Here is a 16,358-nt window from a genome sequence, read left to right as displayed (position 1 = left end):
GAAGCCGAAGCCGAAGCCGAAGCCGAAGCCGAAGCCGAAGCCGAAGCCGAAGCCGAAGCCGAAGCCGAAGCCGAAGCCGAAGCCGAAGCCGAAGCCGAAGCCGAAGCCGAAATGGCCGTGGAACCGACCCACGCTGAGCCTGCGGCGCACAAAGAAGAAAAGCGAGGCGGCTTTGTCCCGGCCCTGATCGGTGGTGCAATTGCCGCGGCGATTGGCTTTGCCGCTGGCAGCGCGGGCATGTTCAATTCGGGCCGGTCTGACGCGCTGACAGCCCTTGAATCGAAGTTGAGCGACCAGGCCAGTCAGATTGAAGCGCTGACGAAATCCCTATCCGAATCCCAATCCGGCAGTTCGGACGTAGACAGCAAGATCGCGGCCCTGACTGATCAGGTCACGCCGCTCAGTTCGGATCTGGCGGCGTTGAAAACCAGCCTGGATGGGCTGGCTGGCAAGGTTGACCCCTTGGCCAGCCGTCTGAACGATCTGGAAAGCGGCGCCCTGACGCAAGGCGCCTCGCCTGAGGTGTCGGCCGCCTTTGAGGCCGAACTGAAGAAACTGCAGGACTCGTTGACCGCGCAGCGGGCTGAGGTCGAGAAAATGGTCTCGGATGCACAAGCGCTTGAGGCGCAGGCCGCAGTCAAGGCACAGGCCGCGACCAATGCCGCGGTTCTGTCTCAGGTGCATGGGCAGTTGGAGGCGGGCCAGCCTTATAACGACCTGGTAGACCAATTGACGGCAGGTGGCGTGAACGTGCCAGAGGCCCTGTCAACACCGTCCACGGAAGGTGTTGCAACTCTTGCTGCCTTGCGCGAGTCCTTTGTGCCTGCAGCCCGCACTGCGCTGGCCGATGCACGCGATGCTGACAAGACAACCGGGCTGGTCGCTTTTCTGCAACGGCAGACCGGCGCGCGATCGGTAACGCCGCAAGATGGTGACGGCCCGGACGCAGTCCTGTCACGGGCACAGGCAGCCCTGTCCGAAGGGGATATCGCCACCGCGCTGAGCGAGCTTAAATCTCTGCCCGACACGGCACAGGCCGCATTGGCCGATTGGGAACAGGCGGCCCAGACACGTGTGGCTGCCGTGGACGCCGCAAATGCGCTGCAATCCAGCGTAAACTCGAACTGAAGGACCTGCCATGCTGTGGTCATTGTTAAAGATCCTTGTTTTTGTAGCGATTATCGGCCTGCTGGCCATGGGCGCCATGTTCCTGATGGAAACCAGTGGTGGCGTGCAGATCACCGTTGCGGGCACCGAATTTACATTGGGGCCATTGCAATCGGTGATCGCGCTGGGCGTGCTTGTGGTGGCCATCTGGGTGATCTTCAAGCTGTTGACCCTGCTGATCGCGACATTGCATTTCCTCAACGGCGACGAAACTGCCCTGTCGCGCTATTTCGACCGCAGCCGCGAGAAGCGCGGTTATCAGGCGCTGGCGGATGGCCTGATGGCGTTGGCCTCGGGTGAGGGGCGCGTGGCGATGAACAAGGCCGCCAAGGCGGAGAAACTGCTGAACAAGCCGGAACTGACCAATCTGCTGGTGGCACAGGCTGCCGAGATGAATGGCGATACGAAAAAGGCGTCAGAGACCTACAAGAAACTAGTCACCAATAACGCCACCCGCTTTGTCGGTGTGCGCGGCATCATGAAGCAGAAACTGGCCGAGGGTGATGATGACACAGCCCGAAAGCTTGCTGAAAAGGCGCTGGCGATCAAACCGCGTCACGCTGAAACCCAAGATATTTTGCTGGGCCTGCAGACCAAATCGCAGGACTGGGCCGGAGCGCGATCAACCCTGACGGCCAAGTTGAAGGCGGGCCAACTACCGCGCGACGTGTTCAAGCGCCGTGACGCGGTTCTGGCCCTGTCCGAAGCCAAGGACATTTTGGATGACAGCGCCACGGTCGAACAACAGGAACACGCGATCGAGGCCAACCGCCTGTCACCCGATCTGGTGCCTGCCGCCGCGATGGCCGCGCGCGCCTATATTGAAAAGGGCAAGCCGCGTGCTGCGACCAAGATCCTGAAAAAGGCTTGGGAGGTGCAACCGCATCCCGATCTGGCCCATGCCTTTGCCGAGATTGCGCCGGATGAAACACCGGCGGCCCGGATCTCCCGGTTCACTGCCCTGACCCGTATCCACCCCGAAAACCTGGAAACCCGCCTGATCCTGGCTGAGTTGAACATCGTCGCCGAGGACTTCCCTGAAGCCCGCCGCGCGCTGGGCGATGTGGTGGAAAAACAGGCCGATGCGCGGGCCTATACCCTGATGGCAGCGATAGAACGGGGCGAAGGGTCCTCGGACGCTGTTGTGCAAGGCTGGCTGGCCAAGGCGCTGAACGCGCCGCGCGGGCCGCAATGGGTCTGCGACAATTGCCACGACATCCAGCCCGAATGGGGACCGGTGTGCCAGAACTGCGGCAGCTTTGACACGCTCAGTTGGCAGACCCCGCAAACGCCTGAGATCGCCACGGCCACTGGTGTGCATATGCTGCCGCTGATCGTCGGCGCGCTGGAGGACAAAGTCGAGCCGGAACCCGAGCCCGAAGCCGAGCCGGAAGAGGACGTGGTCGAAGAGGCCGAGGCCCCCGAGATCATCGAGATGGAGGCCGAACCTGTCCGCCCTGACGTTGAACCGGTGCGGCCCGATGTCGAACCCGTGGTGGAAAAACAGGCCTGACGCCTTAACGCGCAGTTTCTACGTTGAATGCGTCGTTCCAGAGTTTAAACAGCTCGGCCCGACGGTTCTGATCGCGCGCCACCAGCAGCGCTGGGGACAGGGCGATAAATCGGCGGGCGCTAGGGTTCAGGCCAGTCTCAGCCGCGTCCATCGGGGCGACAAGGCCCGAGGCCGCCAGCAGGGTTTGTGCCTCAGGCGACAGCAGGAAATCCAGAAACCCGGTGGCGGCATCCTTGTTTTCCGCCTGTGCCGGGATCATGAAGGCGCGGGATAGGACCAGCGTGTAATCCTCGGGCAGGATCACCCCCACACCGGGGGCATCGGCATTGGCTACGTAAGAGCCCAGAACGTTATAGGCGATCAAGAACCGCCCCTCGGCCACATCGCGGATGATTTCGGCGGAACAACAGGTGGCCACGGCGTCGATGCGGGCAAACCCCTCGATCAGGGACCCGAATGTCGTGGCCTCAAGACTGTCGCCATAAGCAAACAGGTACCCCAGCCCGGATGCGGCGATATCATAGGTGGCCACCCGCCCGCGTAACAGGTCGGGCTGGGTGCGCATGGCGTCCAACAGGGCAAACCGGTTGCGCGGAACATCCTGATCTGACAGCAGAGATTTGTTATAAGCAATAACCGCGGGTTCCGTGGTGATCCCCCACAGCTCATCCCGCCAACGCCGGGCCGCGGGCAGGGCTTCGGTTCGGGGTGATCTGTAACGATGCCCGCAGGCGGCGTTAACCAGCCAGACCATTTGCTGAATGGCCGAGGAAAAGACCACATCGGCCGGGTTCTCACCATTCTTGCAAACCGTCCGGCTGTGCTGGAACAGCGCGTTTGACCCCCATTGCTCATACGTGATCCGCAGGTCGGGGTTCTGGTCGGCAAACCGCTCAAGAACCGGGGCGATGATGGCGATATCAGTGGTCGAACGGATCAGCATCGGGTCGTCTCCGTCACCGAAGCTGGCCGTGGCCTCCTGCGCGCATGCAAGGCCGGGCAGGGCAAACAGAAGGCAGGTCATCAAAGCGCGGATCATTCCACCCCCCTTGAGGTCGTGGCAGGAAAGCTGAGTGCGGCGCGAAAGCCAATGTTGTCGCGGGTCATTTCAACCTTGCCGTCAAACGCCTCGGCTGTCGATTTCACGATGGACAGTCCCAGCCCGCTGCTGTCCTCGCCCGAGCCGGTGGTGCGATTGAACCGATCACCGATTTGTTCGGCGACAGGGGTGGCCGGGCCAGGCCCATGATCGCGCACCCACAATACGGCACGGCCACTTTCTTGCGCAGCCCCGATGCTGACCGGGGGTTGCCCGTGCCGCAGCGCATTGCCCAACAAGTTTTTGGCAGCTTCGGCCAGAGAAAAGGCATCGGCATTTACCAGAACGGGATTTTCTCCGATCTCCAGCCGCACTTCGACCCCGGGGGCGACAAGCTCATGATCGCTTTGTTCCAGCACGTCCAATGCCACCTCGCGCAGATCAACGGGAAGGCGCGGGGCACTGTCGATGCGGTGGATCACCATGGCACGGGACAGCAGTTGGTCCAGCAAAGTGCCCAGCGAGCGCGTGCGGCCCAGTAGCCGGTCTAATGCCCGTTTGCGGGCGGGGGGTTCGGGATCATCCTGCGCAATTTCCGCCTGAACCCGGATCGCCGCCACCGGCGTGCGTAGCTGATGCGCCGTGTCGGCAATCAGGTTGCGCATGGTGTCCACCTGCCGGTCCAGCCGTCCCATAAAGCGGTTCATCGCGTTCAGCATCAACTGCAGTTCGCGCGGCAGGCCGTCGCTGGCCATAGGGGTCAGATCGTGAGGATCGCGGCGGGTCAGATCCTCGGACAGGGCCTCAAGCGGGCGCAGGGCGGATCGGGTGACAATCCATGACATCGCCAACAACAGAACGCCCGCCACCGCCATCGGCAGCAAGGCGTCGCGCATCAGGCCAACGGTCATCATCTGACGCGCGCGCAAGGTCTGCCCGACCAGTATTTCCACCTCGCCCGAAAACTCGCGTTCGGCAAACAGGCGGGCCAGGCGGACAAAGCGCGCAGGTTCTCCGTTCAGATCAGCGGCGAAATAGATCGGAGCAGCACCAGGCTGTTGCGGTATGTCGATCACCGTGTCGCGATCCAACCCGGTGATAAAAGGGCCATCTGGTACTTGAACCGCATAGAAAATCCGATCTTCAGGGGCCTGCGCCAGCAGTTGAAAGGCGGAAACCGGCAGGTCTACGACGGGTACGCCGTCCTGAATCCGCACGGATTCGGCGATGTCGCTGGCGGCGCCAAGCAAAAGCCGGTCATAAGCCTGCCGCGCCGCCAATCTGCCATTGGCCCAGATCGACAAAGCGACAAGGCAGCCGCCCAGTATCAAAATCAGCATCACCGCGCTGAGAACACGGGCAGTCAGGCTGTGGGGCAGGTGCAGCTTAGCCATCCAGACCGATCCGGTATCCGACACCACGCCGGGTGGTGATGCTGACCGTACTGCCGGTGAACTTTTTGCGCAGGCGGGCGATATACAGCTCGATCGCGTTTTCGCCGACATCGGCATCCTCGAACCCGTAAAGCGAATCGTACAGCCGGGTTTTCGACAGGAATTGCCCCTCATGCCGGATCAGTGTGTCCAGCACAGCGGCCTCGCGCGCGGTCAGGTTCAGGCGTTTGCCCTCCAGCGCGGCGCTGCGGTCCTTGGGGGCATAGATCAGCGGGCCCAGCGTGATCTGCTCGGATTTTCGGTCGGCGTCGCGACGAACCAGAGCGCGCAACCGGGCCTCAAGCTCGCGCTGGTCGAAGGGCTTGCCCAGATAGTCATCGGCCCCCTTGTCCAGCGCGGCGATCCGATCTTCGACCGAGGTCAGCGCGGTCAGCATCAGCACAGGGATACGGTCACCTGCCGCGCGGATCTTGCCTAGGAAACTTAACCCGGACCCATCGGGCAGGTTTATATCCAGCAACATGGCGTCATAGCTTTGGACTGCACGAAAATCACCGGCGGCTTCGACGGTTGTGGCCAGATCACATACCACACCGGACCGGGCGAGATGGGCTATCACACCTTCGGCCAGATCTTCGGCATCTTCGATCATCAATACGCGCATGACCCCTCCCCAAGGCGAACGCCTGAACCCTGACAGGTTCGTGACAGCATTATTCGGTAAACAGATTCAACCTGCAAGAACGGGCCTTGTGTCCTGCGGGGATCGGTTTCGGCTGCACGCGCAGTCCAAAAAGACCAGAGGAGGAGACACGAATGAAACTGTTTGGAACCAGTGGCGCGATTGCGGCTGCTGTCTTTGCCCTGTCCGGCGTTGCGGCCAGCGCGCAGGAATGTATCGCCCCGGCCAACCCCGGTGGCGGATGGGATTTCACCTGTCGTCAGGTGGGTAAATCGCTGCAGGATCTGGGCCTGATCGACCAGACCATGCAAGTGGTGAACCTTGCCGGTGGCGGCGGCGGCGTTGCTTTTGCCGAGGTGGTGAACAAGCGCGGCGAGGATAATGAGCTGATCGTGGCGGCCAGTGCGGCCACTGCCACCCGTCTGGCGCAGGGGGCTTACCCCGGCAATACCATGGATCAGGTGCGGTGGCTGGCGGCCATCGGCGCGGATTACGGCGTGATTGCCGTTGCGGCAGATAGCCCGGTCAACACGCTGCCTGAATTGCTGGACCAGATCAAAGCCGACCCAACCGCCGTGTCGGTTGCGGGTGGCTCGGCCGTGGGCGGTTGGGATCATCTGAAGGTTCTGATTGCGGCCAATGCATATGGCATCGACGATGTGCGCTCGGTCAAATACATCGCCTTTGACGGCGGTGGTGAGGCCGTGACCCAGCTGCTGGCCGGGTCGGTTCAGGCCTTTACCGGCGATATCTCCGAGGCCAAGGGTTTCGTAGACTCGGGCGACATCAAGGTGATCGCGGTGCTGGCACCCGAACGTCTGCCCGGCGAATTCGCCGATTTCCCGACCGCCAAGGAACAAGGCATTGACGCGATCGGCGCCAACTGGCGTGGCTTCTATGCCCCGGGTGGCATGACCGATGACGCCTATGGAGACTGGGTCGGCAAGATCGGTGATCTCTACGCTTCGGATGAATGGAAAGAGGTGATGGCCGCCAACGGTCTGGCACCGCTGGACCTGCAAGGCGCGGATTTCCAGAACTTCGTGGCTGAATCCGTGGGTCAGATCCAGACCATCTCGAAAGAGATCGGGATTATCAAATAACACCACTCACTGTGATCCGGGCACCTGGCTGTGCCCGGATCCAATCATTTACCCGAACTATAGGAGACACCGATGAGTGACCGTATCTTCGGGGTCGTCGGACTGCTACTTGCCATCGGATTTGCCTTTTCCGCACTGGCGATCGAGGAAAGCTTTTTGTCTGACGCCGTCGGGCCCAAGGCCTTCCCGCTGATCATTGCTGCCATTCTAGGCCTGTCGAGCATCGTCATCGCCCTGCGCCCTGATACCGAACCCGAATGGCCCGCGCTGGGCCGTCTGGTTGAGATCGGCGCTGCCGTAGTCATGATGATCCTTTACGCCGAATTGCTGCCCGTTGTGGGATTTGTCATCGCCACCGCCTTTGCCGCCACCTATCTGGCCTGGCGTCTGGGGGCCGGGCCGCTGGAAAGCGTGTTGGTTGGCGTCGGCACATCCATAGGTATTTACGTAATTTTCCATCTGGTTCTGGGTCTGTCACTGGCCCGCGGCCCGCTGGGCTTCTGAGGAGAGGGGCATGGAAACATTAGCATCCCTTGGGGACGGTTTCGCCATCGCGCTGACATGGCAGAACCTGATGCTGGCCCTGCTGGGCTGTTTTCTGGGTACAATCATGGGTGCGTTGCCCGGTCTGGGCCCGTCCAATGGTGTGGCTATTCTGATCCCGCTGGCGTTCACGCTAGGTCTGGGGGCGACACCCTCGCTGATCCTGCTGACCAGCGTCTATTACGGTGCAATGTATGGGGGACGGATTTCATCCATTCTTTTGAATATCCCCGGGGATGAGCCCGCGATGATGACCTGTCTGGACGGGCATCCGATGGCCAAAAAAGGGTTCGCAGGTGAGGCACTGTCGCTGTCCGGCATCGCGTCGTTTGTTGGGGCGTTTCTGGCCACTTGGGGCCTGATCTTTCTGGCACCGCAGCTGGTGAAGATCGCGCTGTTGTTTGGACCGGCGGAATATTTCGCCCTGTTCGCGTTGGCCTTTATGACGTTGGGCGGCGTGTCGTCGACCAATCAGGCGAAATCGGCATTTGCCGCCGCATTGGGACTTGGGCTGGCAACCATTGGTGTCGACACACAAACCGGCGTGCCGCGGTTCACCTTTGGCGAGGTGCATCTGTATGACGGGTTGGATTTTCTAGTCGCCATCGTCGGCTTGTTCGCCTTGTCCGAAGTGTTCATCTTTCTTGAACACCGCCACGGCGGATCGGATGCCGAGGGGCGCAAGCTGAATATCGGTCGGCTTTACCCGCCGATGTCGATGGTCAGGAAATGCACACCGACCATGCTGCGCACCTCTTTCCTGGGCTTTATAGCCGGGGTTTTACCGGGTGCAGGCGCTTCGTTGGGCTCGTTCATTTCCTATTCGATGGAAAAGCGGCTGGTCGACAAGGAAAACACCTTTGGCACCGGTGATCCGCGCGGTGTGGCGGCGCCCGAGGCCGGGAACAACGCCGCTGCCGGGGGTGCTCTGGTACCAATGCTGGCGCTGGGCGTACCGGGTTCGGGAACCACGGCCGTGCTGTTGGCGGTCCTGCTGGCGCTGAATATCACGCCGGGGCCGCTGCTGTTCACGCAGAACCCAGATGTGGTCTGGGGCTTGATCGCGGCGCTGTTCATCGCGAACTTTATGCTGCTGGCGATGAATATCCCGATGGTGGGCCTGTTCACGCGGGTTCTGATGGTGCCGTCGCGCATTCTGATGCCCGTCGTGGCGATGGTCAGTTTTGTGGGTATCTATGGCATTTCGGGCTCCAGCTTTGATCTGCTGGTGATGATCGGGTTCGGTGTCATGGGGTGGGTTCTGCGCAAGCTGGACGTACCGCTGGTGCCGGTTATCTTGGGCACGCTTTTGGGCAACTCGATGGAAAACAACCTGCGTCGTGCGGTGACCATCGACAACGGCAACTGGTGGACCCTGATCGACAGCCCGCTGTCCATCGCGCTGTGGACCATTGCCATCATCGGCTTTGTTCTGCCCCTGATCGTGGGCGCACGGGTCAAAGCCAAGATGCACCAGCGCCGCGATGAAGAAGGCGCGATCAGCGATTGATGGATCAGGCGTCGCCGATCACGTGTAGGCGGCGCCGTCCCAGGGTCTTTCGATTTGGTGATTCGCCTGAATTGTAGTTTCGGATGCCGAGCTGAGGCGTCGTTGGAACACATATGCAGCCGGTTTTCTGACCCTGATTGCTTAGATGCGATAGAACTGGCGCGCTGTGCCTCCGAAGACAAGATCGTGGTCTTGCTCGGGAACCAGCGCGCCGTGCCTTTCAACCAAAACCGCATAGGTGGAAGACAGGCTGTCGACCGGGAAATTCGACCCGAACATGCACCGATGGGGCCCGAATTGGGTCAGGCATGTGTCCACGATGGGCCGCACGCGGTCGGCGCTCCAGTTGTGATCGAACATGCCAAGACCGGACAGTTTGCATGTCACCTGCGGCAGCGCCGAGAGGTGATGCAGTGCTTGCGCCCACCGTTGCAACCCTTGTTCCGACCGGTCATGGGGTGACCCTGCATGGCACAGCGCCACCCGCGTCGCAGGGGCCTGCGCCAGAACGGCGGCGGTCTGCTCCATCAATTCTGGCAGCAATTGCAGGTCAAATGACAGTCCGCGGTCGCCCAGTTGTTTCAACCCGTCCAGAAACCTTGGATTGTCCAGCAGGTCGTTTGTGCCGGACAGTTGATCCTCGCCCGGTGCGCGGCCGATGATCTGACGCACCCCACGCACAGAGGGCAGGGTTTGCAAACGGTCCAGTTGCGCGGTTACGTCCTGTGCAGTCAGATCACAAAAGGCAACCTGGACCAGTGGCCAGTCGGGATTTTGATCGGCAACAGACTGGACCCATTGCGCCTCGGCCCAGGGATCGGCCGCACCTACCTGGATATGGACCGAGGCGGAAAATCCTTGAGCGTCAGCTCGGAACTCGGGCAGCAGATAGTTCCGCTGAATGGGGCTGGGGTCACCGAAGAATCGCACCGCGCCCTTTTCCATCAACCAAGGATAATGCACCGCGGTCAGGTCCCACAGATGGTGATGCGCATCAATCCTCATGGTGTTTCAATCCCGGTTGTGCGGGCCAATATATCGACGCCTTGTTGTTTCCAGAAATGCAATAGATCGATGAAGATCCAGTTCTCGGCCAGCTTGTCATCCGCACGGCGATAGATGTCGATCACCCGAAACTCAGCCGCCTTTCCGGTGGCGGGCATCCCCATGAAACCGCCCGTAGGCACGGCGGTGAAATTGGGCCAGCCGAAAAAGCCGCCATAGTGCCCCTCGGCCATGCGGCAGATATGTTGGGTCTTTGAGCGTTCGGTGAAGGCCGCGCGAAACGGGCCGGAATGCTGCTGCGCGTAACGCGCGATTGTGTAGGTGGCACCGATCCCTTCGGGCCCCCACCAGATCATGTCTTCGTGCCAGGTTTGCGCCAGCTCATCCGTCAGGGACAAGCCGCTGTCCCACTGCCCAAGGTCCGAGATCATGGCGTTGATGACCTCCAGCGTCTTGTGACCTTCGTCGACGGGCTGATCTTCGGTCAGAATGCCGTCATGTGTCATAGGTCCGGGCTGCACCAGATGCGCTGCGGTCTGTGGCGGAAAGGGGTTCTGACCGGCCTGAACCATCAGGTGCGGAATGTCGAAATACATTGCCGTTTCGGAAATCTTGCCATCTGCAACATTGTGAAATTCGCAATACCGCAGAAGGGCCATCTTGCCAGTGGGGCGGATGCCCAGCCATGGCGCGTCGAACAGACCCATGAGGTGCCCCATCGACACCACCCAGACCCCCCCTTCGGTCAAAGAATTTCGGCCCGCGAAAAAGATATCCTGTCGGCGTTGTAGATGGGTCAGACTGTGTTTCAGCGGCTGCCAGAACCTGCGCGCCACCGCGTCAGGGCCTGCGATTTCGTCGAACGGGTGAAATCCGCGCCACACCAGATTCGGTGCGCAATACTGCTTCATGACGGTGGCCAACTCATCCCCATTAGCGCGGCTAAGCGCGTCATGGAAGGACAGGATCAGCTTTTTTTCAGTTTGAAAACTCACGGTGCTTTCCGTTCTTTATCAGTGTTTTGCGGGGTCTATTCCGCGAATTCGACTCGGTGGTTTCGTGTATTTTTGCATACGTATGCAAAAAAGTCTTGCCTGTTTTGATATATGCGAATTACTGTTTTGCAAACGTATGCAAACGAATCCTTTCAGGGGGCACCATGGCGGAAATTCAATTGCGCAACGTCGGCAAGCGCTGGGGGTCATTCATTGGGGTCCACAATTTCGACCTGACCATCGCGGATCGCGAATTTCTGGTTCTGCTGGGCCCCTCGGGCTGTGGCAAGACCACCACGATGCGCATGATCGCCGGTCTTGAGGACGTCACCGAGGGCGAAATTCTGGTTGATGGCAAGGTGGTCAACGATCTGGAACCCAAGGACCGCGATGTGGCGATGGTGTTCCAGAGCTACGCGCTCTATCCCAACATGAACGTCTACGAAAACATCCGCTTTCCTTTGAAAGTGCGCGGCATCGACCCGTCGACCCATGACGACAAGGTGCGTCGGGCCAGCGCGATGGTGGAACTGGACGATTTCTTGCACCGCAAACCCGCCGAATTGTCAGGCGGTCAGCGGCAACGTGTGGCGCTGGCCCGCGCCATCGTACGGGAACCGAACGTGTTCCTGATGGACGAGCCGTTGTCGAACCTGGATGCCAAGCTGCGTGTTTCGACCCGAGCTCAGATTAAGAACCTCAGCCACGAGCTGGCGGTGACAACCATCTACGTGACCCACGACCAGATCGAAGCGATGACGTTGGCCGACCGAGTTGTTGTGATGAAACAAGGCGTGGTGCAGCAGGTCGGCAGCCCGACCGATATTTACGACCGGCCCGCCAATACTTTTGTGGCCAGCTTTATCGGCTCACCGGCGATGAACCTGATGGATGGCGAGGTTTCGGGCGGTGTGTTCCGCGCCGAACATGTAGCGATTCCGGTCGACGCACCGGACGGTCCGATGACATTGGGCTTCCGCGCTGAAGATGCTGGCCTTGCCGAAGGGCAGGGCGAAATCACCGCACCGATCTACACGCTGGAACTGCTGGGCGACGCGACCATGATCTCGGTCCGGGTCGGCGGTGCGCTGGTATCGGTCAAAGCCGACAAAGCCTTCCGCGCCGAGATTGGAGATTCCGTCTCGTTCTCGGTGCCCAAAGAAATCTGTCACCTCTTCGAAGCTGGAAGCGGTGCGCGGATCGGGGAACAACCCCACGAACAGCCCATACGGGCATAACACCGGTCCGGACGTCGACGACGGACCGATCCTGACAGGGAGAAACGCATGAAACTCAAGACGATCCTCATGGCAGGTGCCATGTCCATCGCGGCAAGTGGCACATGGGCTGCCTGTTCGTTTGAAAATGACGTACCGCTCAAATCGCTCTCGGCTGGTTTCGAGGCCTGGAAAGCCGTCACCGATGCGATGGCCGAATGCGGCAATTTCAATGCCTCGCTGGACCAGGAATTCCGCGAGAAACAGCCCGAGGCTTTTGCAGCCAGCCCGTCGCTCTATCAGATCGGTGGGGTGTCGAACACGACACTGATCCCGTTGCTGAATGCAGGCACGATCCGGCCGCTGGATGATCTGGTCGAGAAATACGGACAGAACCTGCTGCCAAACCAGCTGATCAAAGTGGATGGCAAGACCATGGCGATTGCCATGATGGTGAACGCACAGCACATGATGTACCGCAACGACGTTCTGGCCGACCTGGGTATTGCCGAGCCCGCAACCTATGATGACGTTCTGGCCGCCGCCGCCAAGATCAAAGATGCGGGTGTTATGGAATACCCGATCGGCGGCACCTTCAAGACCGGTTGGAACCTCGGCCAGGAATTCATCAACATGTATATGGGTGAAGGCGGATCTTTCTTTGGCGACGGCAACATGCCTGCGATCAATAACGAGCAGGGCGTTAAGGCGTTGGAAACCCTGAAGGCCATGACCGATTATATGGATCCGGAATATCTGGTCTCGGATTCAACTTACGTTCAGCAGCAGTTCCAGCAGGGCAAGATTGCCATGGCAAACCTGTGGGCCAGCCGCGCCGCTGCAATGAACGACGAAGCCGAAAGCCAGGTGGTGGGCAAGGTTACCATGTCGGCGGCTCCGATGGGCTCGGCTGCACCGGCCACCACGATCTGGTGGGACGGTTTCGTTCTGGCCTCGAACATGAGCGATGAAGAGGCCGACGCCGCCTTCCGTGTCATGCTTGAAGGCATGGATGAGGAAATGGTCAGTGCCAACAATGACGCTGCCGTCTGGCTGAACCCGGCCTACAAGGCAGGTGAACTGGCCGCCGGTGCGGCTGCATCCGCCCAAGCCGGGGCCAAGGCATACCCGGCTTCGGGCCCGATGGGCATCATGCACACTGCATTGGGCAACGGTCTGGCTGATTTCATGACCGGCGCCAAGGACGCGCAAACCACACTGGCCGATATCGAGGCGGATTACATCACCGCAGCCAAAGAAGCCGGTTTGATCAACAACTGATCCTCCCGCGGGAGGGCCTCGGTCCTCCTGCACCCTTCCCATTGAGAACCATGAGAAAGGCAGAGCCATGAATTTCCGGACATTTGCCGCCTTTGTTGGCCCCTCTGTCTTTATGATGCTTCTCTTTATCGCGTTCCCGCTGATCAGCGTGTTCAAGCAGAGTTTCTATGTCACCCAACCGATCTATGAGACGGTGGAAGTTGAAACCTGCACCCCCGGCTTTCTGACCCAGACCTGTGTGACCGAGACGGTTTCGCAACCCCAACTCGACGAAGAGGGTAAGGTCATCATGCAGACCCAGTATGTCGGGCTGGAAAGCTACCGCAACGTGCTGGAGCCTGAACGTGCATGGCGCGCGATCAGCGAGGGCAGCTGGAATGTGTTGTCCACCATCAACTTCTGGAAAGCGCTGCGGTTCACGCTGACGTTCACGCTGATCACCCTGCCGCTGGTCATCGTCTGCGGGCTGGGGATCGCCGTTTTGATCAACAATGCCGCGCAGGCGATAAAAGGGCCGGTTATCTTTATTTCGCTGTTGCCCTTCATCATTACCCCGGTGATCGGGGTGCTGTCGGTCAACTGGCTGTTTCGCGGCGACGGTATCCTGACGGCACTGCTGGAGTGGTGGTTGAACCGCGATATCGCGCTGTTTGCGCAGGCCTGGACAATTGAGGTGCTGATGATGCTGTACCGCGTCTGGCACGTCGCCCCCTTTGCCGCCATCGTGTTTTACGCCGGTTTGCAAACGGTCAATCAGGACAGTCTGGAAAGTGCTGTGATTGACGGCGCAACCCGGTGGCAGCGGATGAAATACATCGTCATCCCGCATCTGATGCCGCTGATCATCTTTGTGTCGATGATCCACTTGATGGACAGCTATCGGGTGTTCGAAGAGATCGTCGGTTTCGCCAGCCAAGGCTATGTCATCTCACTACAATGGCTGACCTATGACTTCCTGGTGCCTGATCAGGCGGGCAACCGTTCGATCAGCCGGGCTTCGGCCAGCGCCATGCTCACCATGATCGGTATTGCCATCCTGCTTATCTTCCCGCTGCGCCGGACATGGCGCGATCACAAAGGAGGTCACTGACATGTCCTCGCGCGCGCTTCGCCAACCGCTCAGCCTGCGGCTGACTTCAAACATCTTCCTGGCCTTCTGGTGCATTGTCGCCATCTTTCCGATCTTCTGGATCACGGTGATGAGCTTCAAATCCCCAGTCGACGCCTTTGACGGTAATGCCCTGAACGTGATCTTCGGGCCGGCAACGCTGGCCAATGGCAAGGGGATTTCGCTGCTCGATATCATTCTGGGGATCGGGGTGATCTGGGGCACGATTGCTCTGGTGACCAAAAAGATGCCTGGGATGATCAAAGCCTATTCCAAAGAAGGTCAGGAGTGGTTTGGCTGGGTGATTGGCATTCTGGCCGCCGTGGTGGCCTTTCTGATCGTATTCTTCGTGATCCTGCCCGCCGTTCTGAGCATACTGAACCCGCTCTTTGGCCCTCTGGGGCGGGACATATTGGGGCTGACGACCGAACACTATAAAACCGTTTGGATCGACCGTGGATTTTCGAACAACTTCAAGAATTCGCTGATCGTAACCACGGGAGTTGTTGTCTTATCGCTGTCGGTGGGGACGCTGGCGGGGTATGGGTTGGCCCGGTCCGGATCGACCCTTGCGTTCTGGCTGCTGATCGTCGCGCTGATCTTCCGCGCGCTGCCGCCCTCGGCGCTGGTGGCTAGCTATCTGCCGGTCTTCATCAGCTCATCCGAATGGTTGGCGCCGATCCTGGGGGAAAACGCACCGACGCTGTACGGTAAGCCATTTGCCGTGATTGCGGTGCTGGTGGCGATCAACCAGCCTTTTACGATCTGGATGCTGCGGTCATTCTTCCAGAATATCCCGGCCGAACTGGATGAGGCCGCGCGCGTTGATGGCTGCAATCACTTCCAGGCGTTCCGACGCGTGATCATGCCGGTGATGTGGCCGGGCGTGATCACCACCGGGCTGTTCAGCTTTCTGCTGGCGTATAACGACATCCTCGTCACGTCGCTGCTGCTGGATGCGCAGAACCAGACCATGGTTCCCGCCATTGTCGGCATGTTCAACCGCGAGACCACGACAACCGATCAGGTGGTCGCTGTGGCAGCCGCCGTATCGATCACCGCGCCGCTGATCTTTCTTGTTCTGATCTTCCAGCGCCAGATCGTCAGCGGTCTGACCGCCGGAGCGGTGAAAGGGTAATGAGCAAGAACGCACGCCATAACGCCCTGTCGCGCCACCCGGCGCTGAACAGGATGCCCAGGGATTTTCTAAGCATTGGGGTTTCTTGACCCAATCCCTCCCTCGGCAACCTGAAAGGATAGAAAGATGAAAGGTTCCCGCCCCGAACAAGCGGTTCTAACCCGCGACACGGACCTGGACAAAACCGAAGACACGCGCCGCGTGATCGAAACCATGGTCGATGGCCTGAATGACCACCGCATTGATGACATTGGCGAGTTCTTTGCCCAGGGCTTTCGCTGGATGGGCAATCAGGGCTGTGGCACCAAGACCGGCCTGCAAGAGTTTCAGGACAACTGGCAGCGCCCGTTTCAGGCCGCGTTCTCGGACAAGACCTGCATTGATGAGGCCCGCCTGTATATGGGCGAATGGGCCGCAGCGTTTGGCCGCCAAGAGGCGACCCATTCCGGTGAGTTTCTGGGCATCGCCCCCACCGGCAAACGGGTCGAGATCCGGTACATGGATTTCTGGAAAGTGGTCGATGGCAAGATCGTCGACAACTGGGTGAACGTCGATTTCGCACATGTCGCGGCGCAGCTGGGTGTCGATCTGTTCAACGGGGAAGGCTGGGAAGCTTTTGACCGGGGTGAAAAAGTAGCGCCCCGGCCGGAAAACTGAGGATTG

The 16,358-nt window shown here is 59.9% G+C and carries 15 protein-coding genes; 10 read left to right on the top strand and 5 right to left on the bottom strand.

The genetic code is table 11. The features are described from left to right. Together ACR0AJ_RS20410 and ACR0AJ_RS20405 are read left to right on the top strand one after the other, a co-directional pair. Positions 1-1,128, top strand: a 1,128-nt coding sequence (locus ACR0AJ_RS20410) for a COG4223 family protein (protein ID WP_480741793.1), incomplete at its 5' end; no start/stop codon positions are given. 10 nt (positions 1,129-1,138) lie between these two features. Next, positions 1,139-2,680 carry a heme biosynthesis protein HemY gene (locus ACR0AJ_RS20405; protein ID WP_170349514.1) on the top strand — a complete coding sequence of 514 codons (1,542 nt, stop codon included), beginning with the start codon at positions 1,139-1,141 and terminating at the stop codon, positions 2,678-2,680. A 4-nt stretch (positions 2,681-2,684) separates the two neighbouring features. Here the strand turns inward: ACR0AJ_RS20405 and ACR0AJ_RS20400 are convergent, their stop codons facing one another. From ACR0AJ_RS20400 to ACR0AJ_RS20390, 3 genes are read right to left on the bottom strand one after another with little or no spacing between them, the layout of a single operon-like run. Continuing rightward, positions 2,685-3,719 carry an ABC transporter substrate-binding protein gene (locus ACR0AJ_RS20400; RefSeq protein ID WP_170376611.1) on the bottom strand — a complete coding sequence of 345 codons (1,035 nt, stop codon included), beginning with the start codon at positions 3,717-3,719 and terminating at the stop codon, positions 2,685-2,687. Then, positions 3,716-5,113, bottom strand: coding sequence for a sensor histidine kinase N-terminal domain-containing protein (locus ACR0AJ_RS20395; protein WP_480649377.1), 1,398 nt, complete (start codon positions 5,111-5,113; stop codon positions 3,716-3,718). The genes ACR0AJ_RS20400 and ACR0AJ_RS20395 overlap by 4 nt, the downstream gene beginning before the upstream one ends. Next, the gene (locus ACR0AJ_RS20390) at positions 5,106-5,777 is read right to left on the bottom strand and encodes a response regulator transcription factor (RefSeq protein ID WP_480649375.1); all 672 of its coding nucleotides are present in this window, start codon (positions 5,775-5,777) and stop codon (positions 5,106-5,108) included. The genes ACR0AJ_RS20395 and ACR0AJ_RS20390 overlap by 8 nt, the downstream gene beginning before the upstream one ends. A 152-nt stretch (positions 5,778-5,929) precedes the next feature. Here ACR0AJ_RS20390 and ACR0AJ_RS20385 point away from each other — a divergent pair, with 152 nt between their 5' ends. The 3 genes from ACR0AJ_RS20385 (at position 5,930) to ACR0AJ_RS20375 (ending at position 8,951) form a co-directional block, all read left to right on the top strand. Next, positions 5,930-6,898: a Bug family tripartite tricarboxylate transporter substrate binding protein gene (locus ACR0AJ_RS20385; protein ID WP_170349510.1), complete on the top strand. Its 969-nt coding sequence runs from the start codon at positions 5,930-5,932 to the stop codon at positions 6,896-6,898. 72 nt (positions 6,899-6,970) lie between these two features. After that, positions 6,971-7,402, top strand: a complete 432-nt coding sequence (locus ACR0AJ_RS20380; RefSeq protein WP_170361122.1) for a tripartite tricarboxylate transporter TctB family protein — start codon at positions 6,971-6,973, stop codon at positions 7,400-7,402. Between the two features lie 10 nt (positions 7,403-7,412). Then, positions 7,413-8,951: a tripartite tricarboxylate transporter permease gene (locus ACR0AJ_RS20375; RefSeq protein WP_170349508.1), complete on the top strand. Its 1,539-nt coding sequence runs from the start codon at positions 7,413-7,415 to the stop codon at positions 8,949-8,951. 141 nt (positions 8,952-9,092) lie between these two features. Here ACR0AJ_RS20375 and ACR0AJ_RS20370 read toward each other — a convergent pair whose 3' ends face one another. Together ACR0AJ_RS20370 and ACR0AJ_RS20365 are read right to left on the bottom strand one after the other, a co-directional pair. Beyond that, on the bottom strand, positions 9,093-9,956 hold the full coding sequence (locus tag ACR0AJ_RS20370) for an amidohydrolase family protein (RefSeq protein ID WP_480741791.1): 864 nt from the start codon (positions 9,954-9,956) through the stop codon (positions 9,093-9,095). Next, positions 9,953-10,951, bottom strand: a complete 999-nt coding sequence (locus ACR0AJ_RS20365; RefSeq protein ID WP_480741789.1) for an ester cyclase — start codon at positions 10,949-10,951, stop codon at positions 9,953-9,955. Before ACR0AJ_RS20365 ends, ACR0AJ_RS20370 begins: the two co-directional genes overlap by 4 nt. Before the next feature lie 164 nt (positions 10,952-11,115). On the opposite strand from ACR0AJ_RS20365, the gene ACR0AJ_RS20360 reads away from it, so the two are divergent. From ACR0AJ_RS20360 to ACR0AJ_RS20340, 5 genes are all read left to right on the top strand, one after another. After that, a complete protein-coding gene (locus ACR0AJ_RS20360; protein ID WP_170376623.1) occupies positions 11,116-12,189 on the top strand; it encodes an ABC transporter ATP-binding protein in 1,074 nt (357 codons plus the stop codon). Between the two features lie 48 nt (positions 12,190-12,237). Further along, the gene (locus ACR0AJ_RS20355; RefSeq protein WP_170349504.1) at positions 12,238-13,449 is read left to right on the top strand and encodes an ABC transporter substrate-binding protein; all 1,212 of its coding nucleotides are present in this window, start codon (positions 12,238-12,240) and stop codon (positions 13,447-13,449) included. A gap of 67 nt (positions 13,450-13,516) precedes the next feature. Then, a complete protein-coding gene (locus ACR0AJ_RS20350) occupies positions 13,517-14,539 on the top strand; it encodes a carbohydrate ABC transporter permease (protein WP_170349503.1) in 1,023 nt (340 codons plus the stop codon). A 1-nt stretch (position 14,540) separates the two neighbouring features. After that, a complete protein-coding gene (locus ACR0AJ_RS20345) occupies positions 14,541-15,695 on the top strand; it encodes a carbohydrate ABC transporter permease (protein WP_480649368.1) in 1,155 nt (384 codons plus the stop codon). Positions 15,696-15,821: 126 nt separating this feature from the next. Beyond that, entirely contained in the window at positions 15,822-16,352 is a 531-nt protein-coding gene (locus ACR0AJ_RS20340; protein WP_170361133.1) for an ester cyclase, read from the top strand. Positions 16,353-16,358 lie beyond the last annotated feature (6 nt).

The organism is Ruegeria sp. CJ9 (assembly GCF_056536625.1).
Note: the sequence above shows the minus strand (reverse complement) of the source record. Positions and strands in the feature narration are given on the sequence as shown.

What these genes read in the sequence shown, in the direction of transcription:
- ACR0AJ_RS20405 (WP_170349514.1), top strand. Translation starts at nt 1,139, where the DNA reads ATGCTGTGGTCATTGTTAAAGATCCTTGTTTTTGTAGCGATTATCGGC.
- ACR0AJ_RS20400 (WP_170376611.1), bottom strand. Translation starts at nt 3,719, where the DNA reads ATGATCCGCGCTTTGATGACCTGCCTTCTGTTTGCCCTGCCCGGCCTT.
- ACR0AJ_RS20395 (WP_480649377.1), bottom strand. Translation starts at nt 5,113, where the DNA reads ATGGCTAAGCTGCACCTGCCCCACAGCCTGACTGCCCGTGTTCTCAGC.
- ACR0AJ_RS20390 (WP_480649375.1), bottom strand. Translation starts at nt 5,777, where the DNA reads ATGCGCGTATTGATGATCGAAGATGCCGAAGATCTGGCCGAAGGTGTG.
- ACR0AJ_RS20385 (WP_170349510.1), top strand. Translation starts at nt 5,930, where the DNA reads ATGAAACTGTTTGGAACCAGTGGCGCGATTGCGGCTGCTGTCTTTGCC.
- ACR0AJ_RS20380 (WP_170361122.1), top strand. Translation starts at nt 6,971, where the DNA reads ATGAGTGACCGTATCTTCGGGGTCGTCGGACTGCTACTTGCCATCGGA.
- ACR0AJ_RS20375 (WP_170349508.1), top strand. Translation starts at nt 7,413, where the DNA reads ATGGAAACATTAGCATCCCTTGGGGACGGTTTCGCCATCGCGCTGACA.
- ACR0AJ_RS20370 (WP_480741791.1), bottom strand. Translation starts at nt 9,956, where the DNA reads ATGAGGATTGATGCGCATCACCATCTGTGGGACCTGACCGCGGTGCAT.
- ACR0AJ_RS20360 (WP_170376623.1), top strand. Translation starts at nt 11,116, where the DNA reads ATGGCGGAAATTCAATTGCGCAACGTCGGCAAGCGCTGGGGGTCATTC.
- ACR0AJ_RS20355 (WP_170349504.1), top strand. Translation starts at nt 12,238, where the DNA reads ATGAAACTCAAGACGATCCTCATGGCAGGTGCCATGTCCATCGCGGCA.
- ACR0AJ_RS20350 (WP_170349503.1), top strand. Translation starts at nt 13,517, where the DNA reads ATGAATTTCCGGACATTTGCCGCCTTTGTTGGCCCCTCTGTCTTTATG.
- ACR0AJ_RS20345 (WP_480649368.1), top strand. Translation starts at nt 14,541, where the DNA reads ATGTCCTCGCGCGCGCTTCGCCAACCGCTCAGCCTGCGGCTGACTTCA.
- ACR0AJ_RS20340 (WP_170361133.1), top strand. Translation starts at nt 15,822, where the DNA reads ATGAAAGGTTCCCGCCCCGAACAAGCGGTTCTAACCCGCGACACGGAC.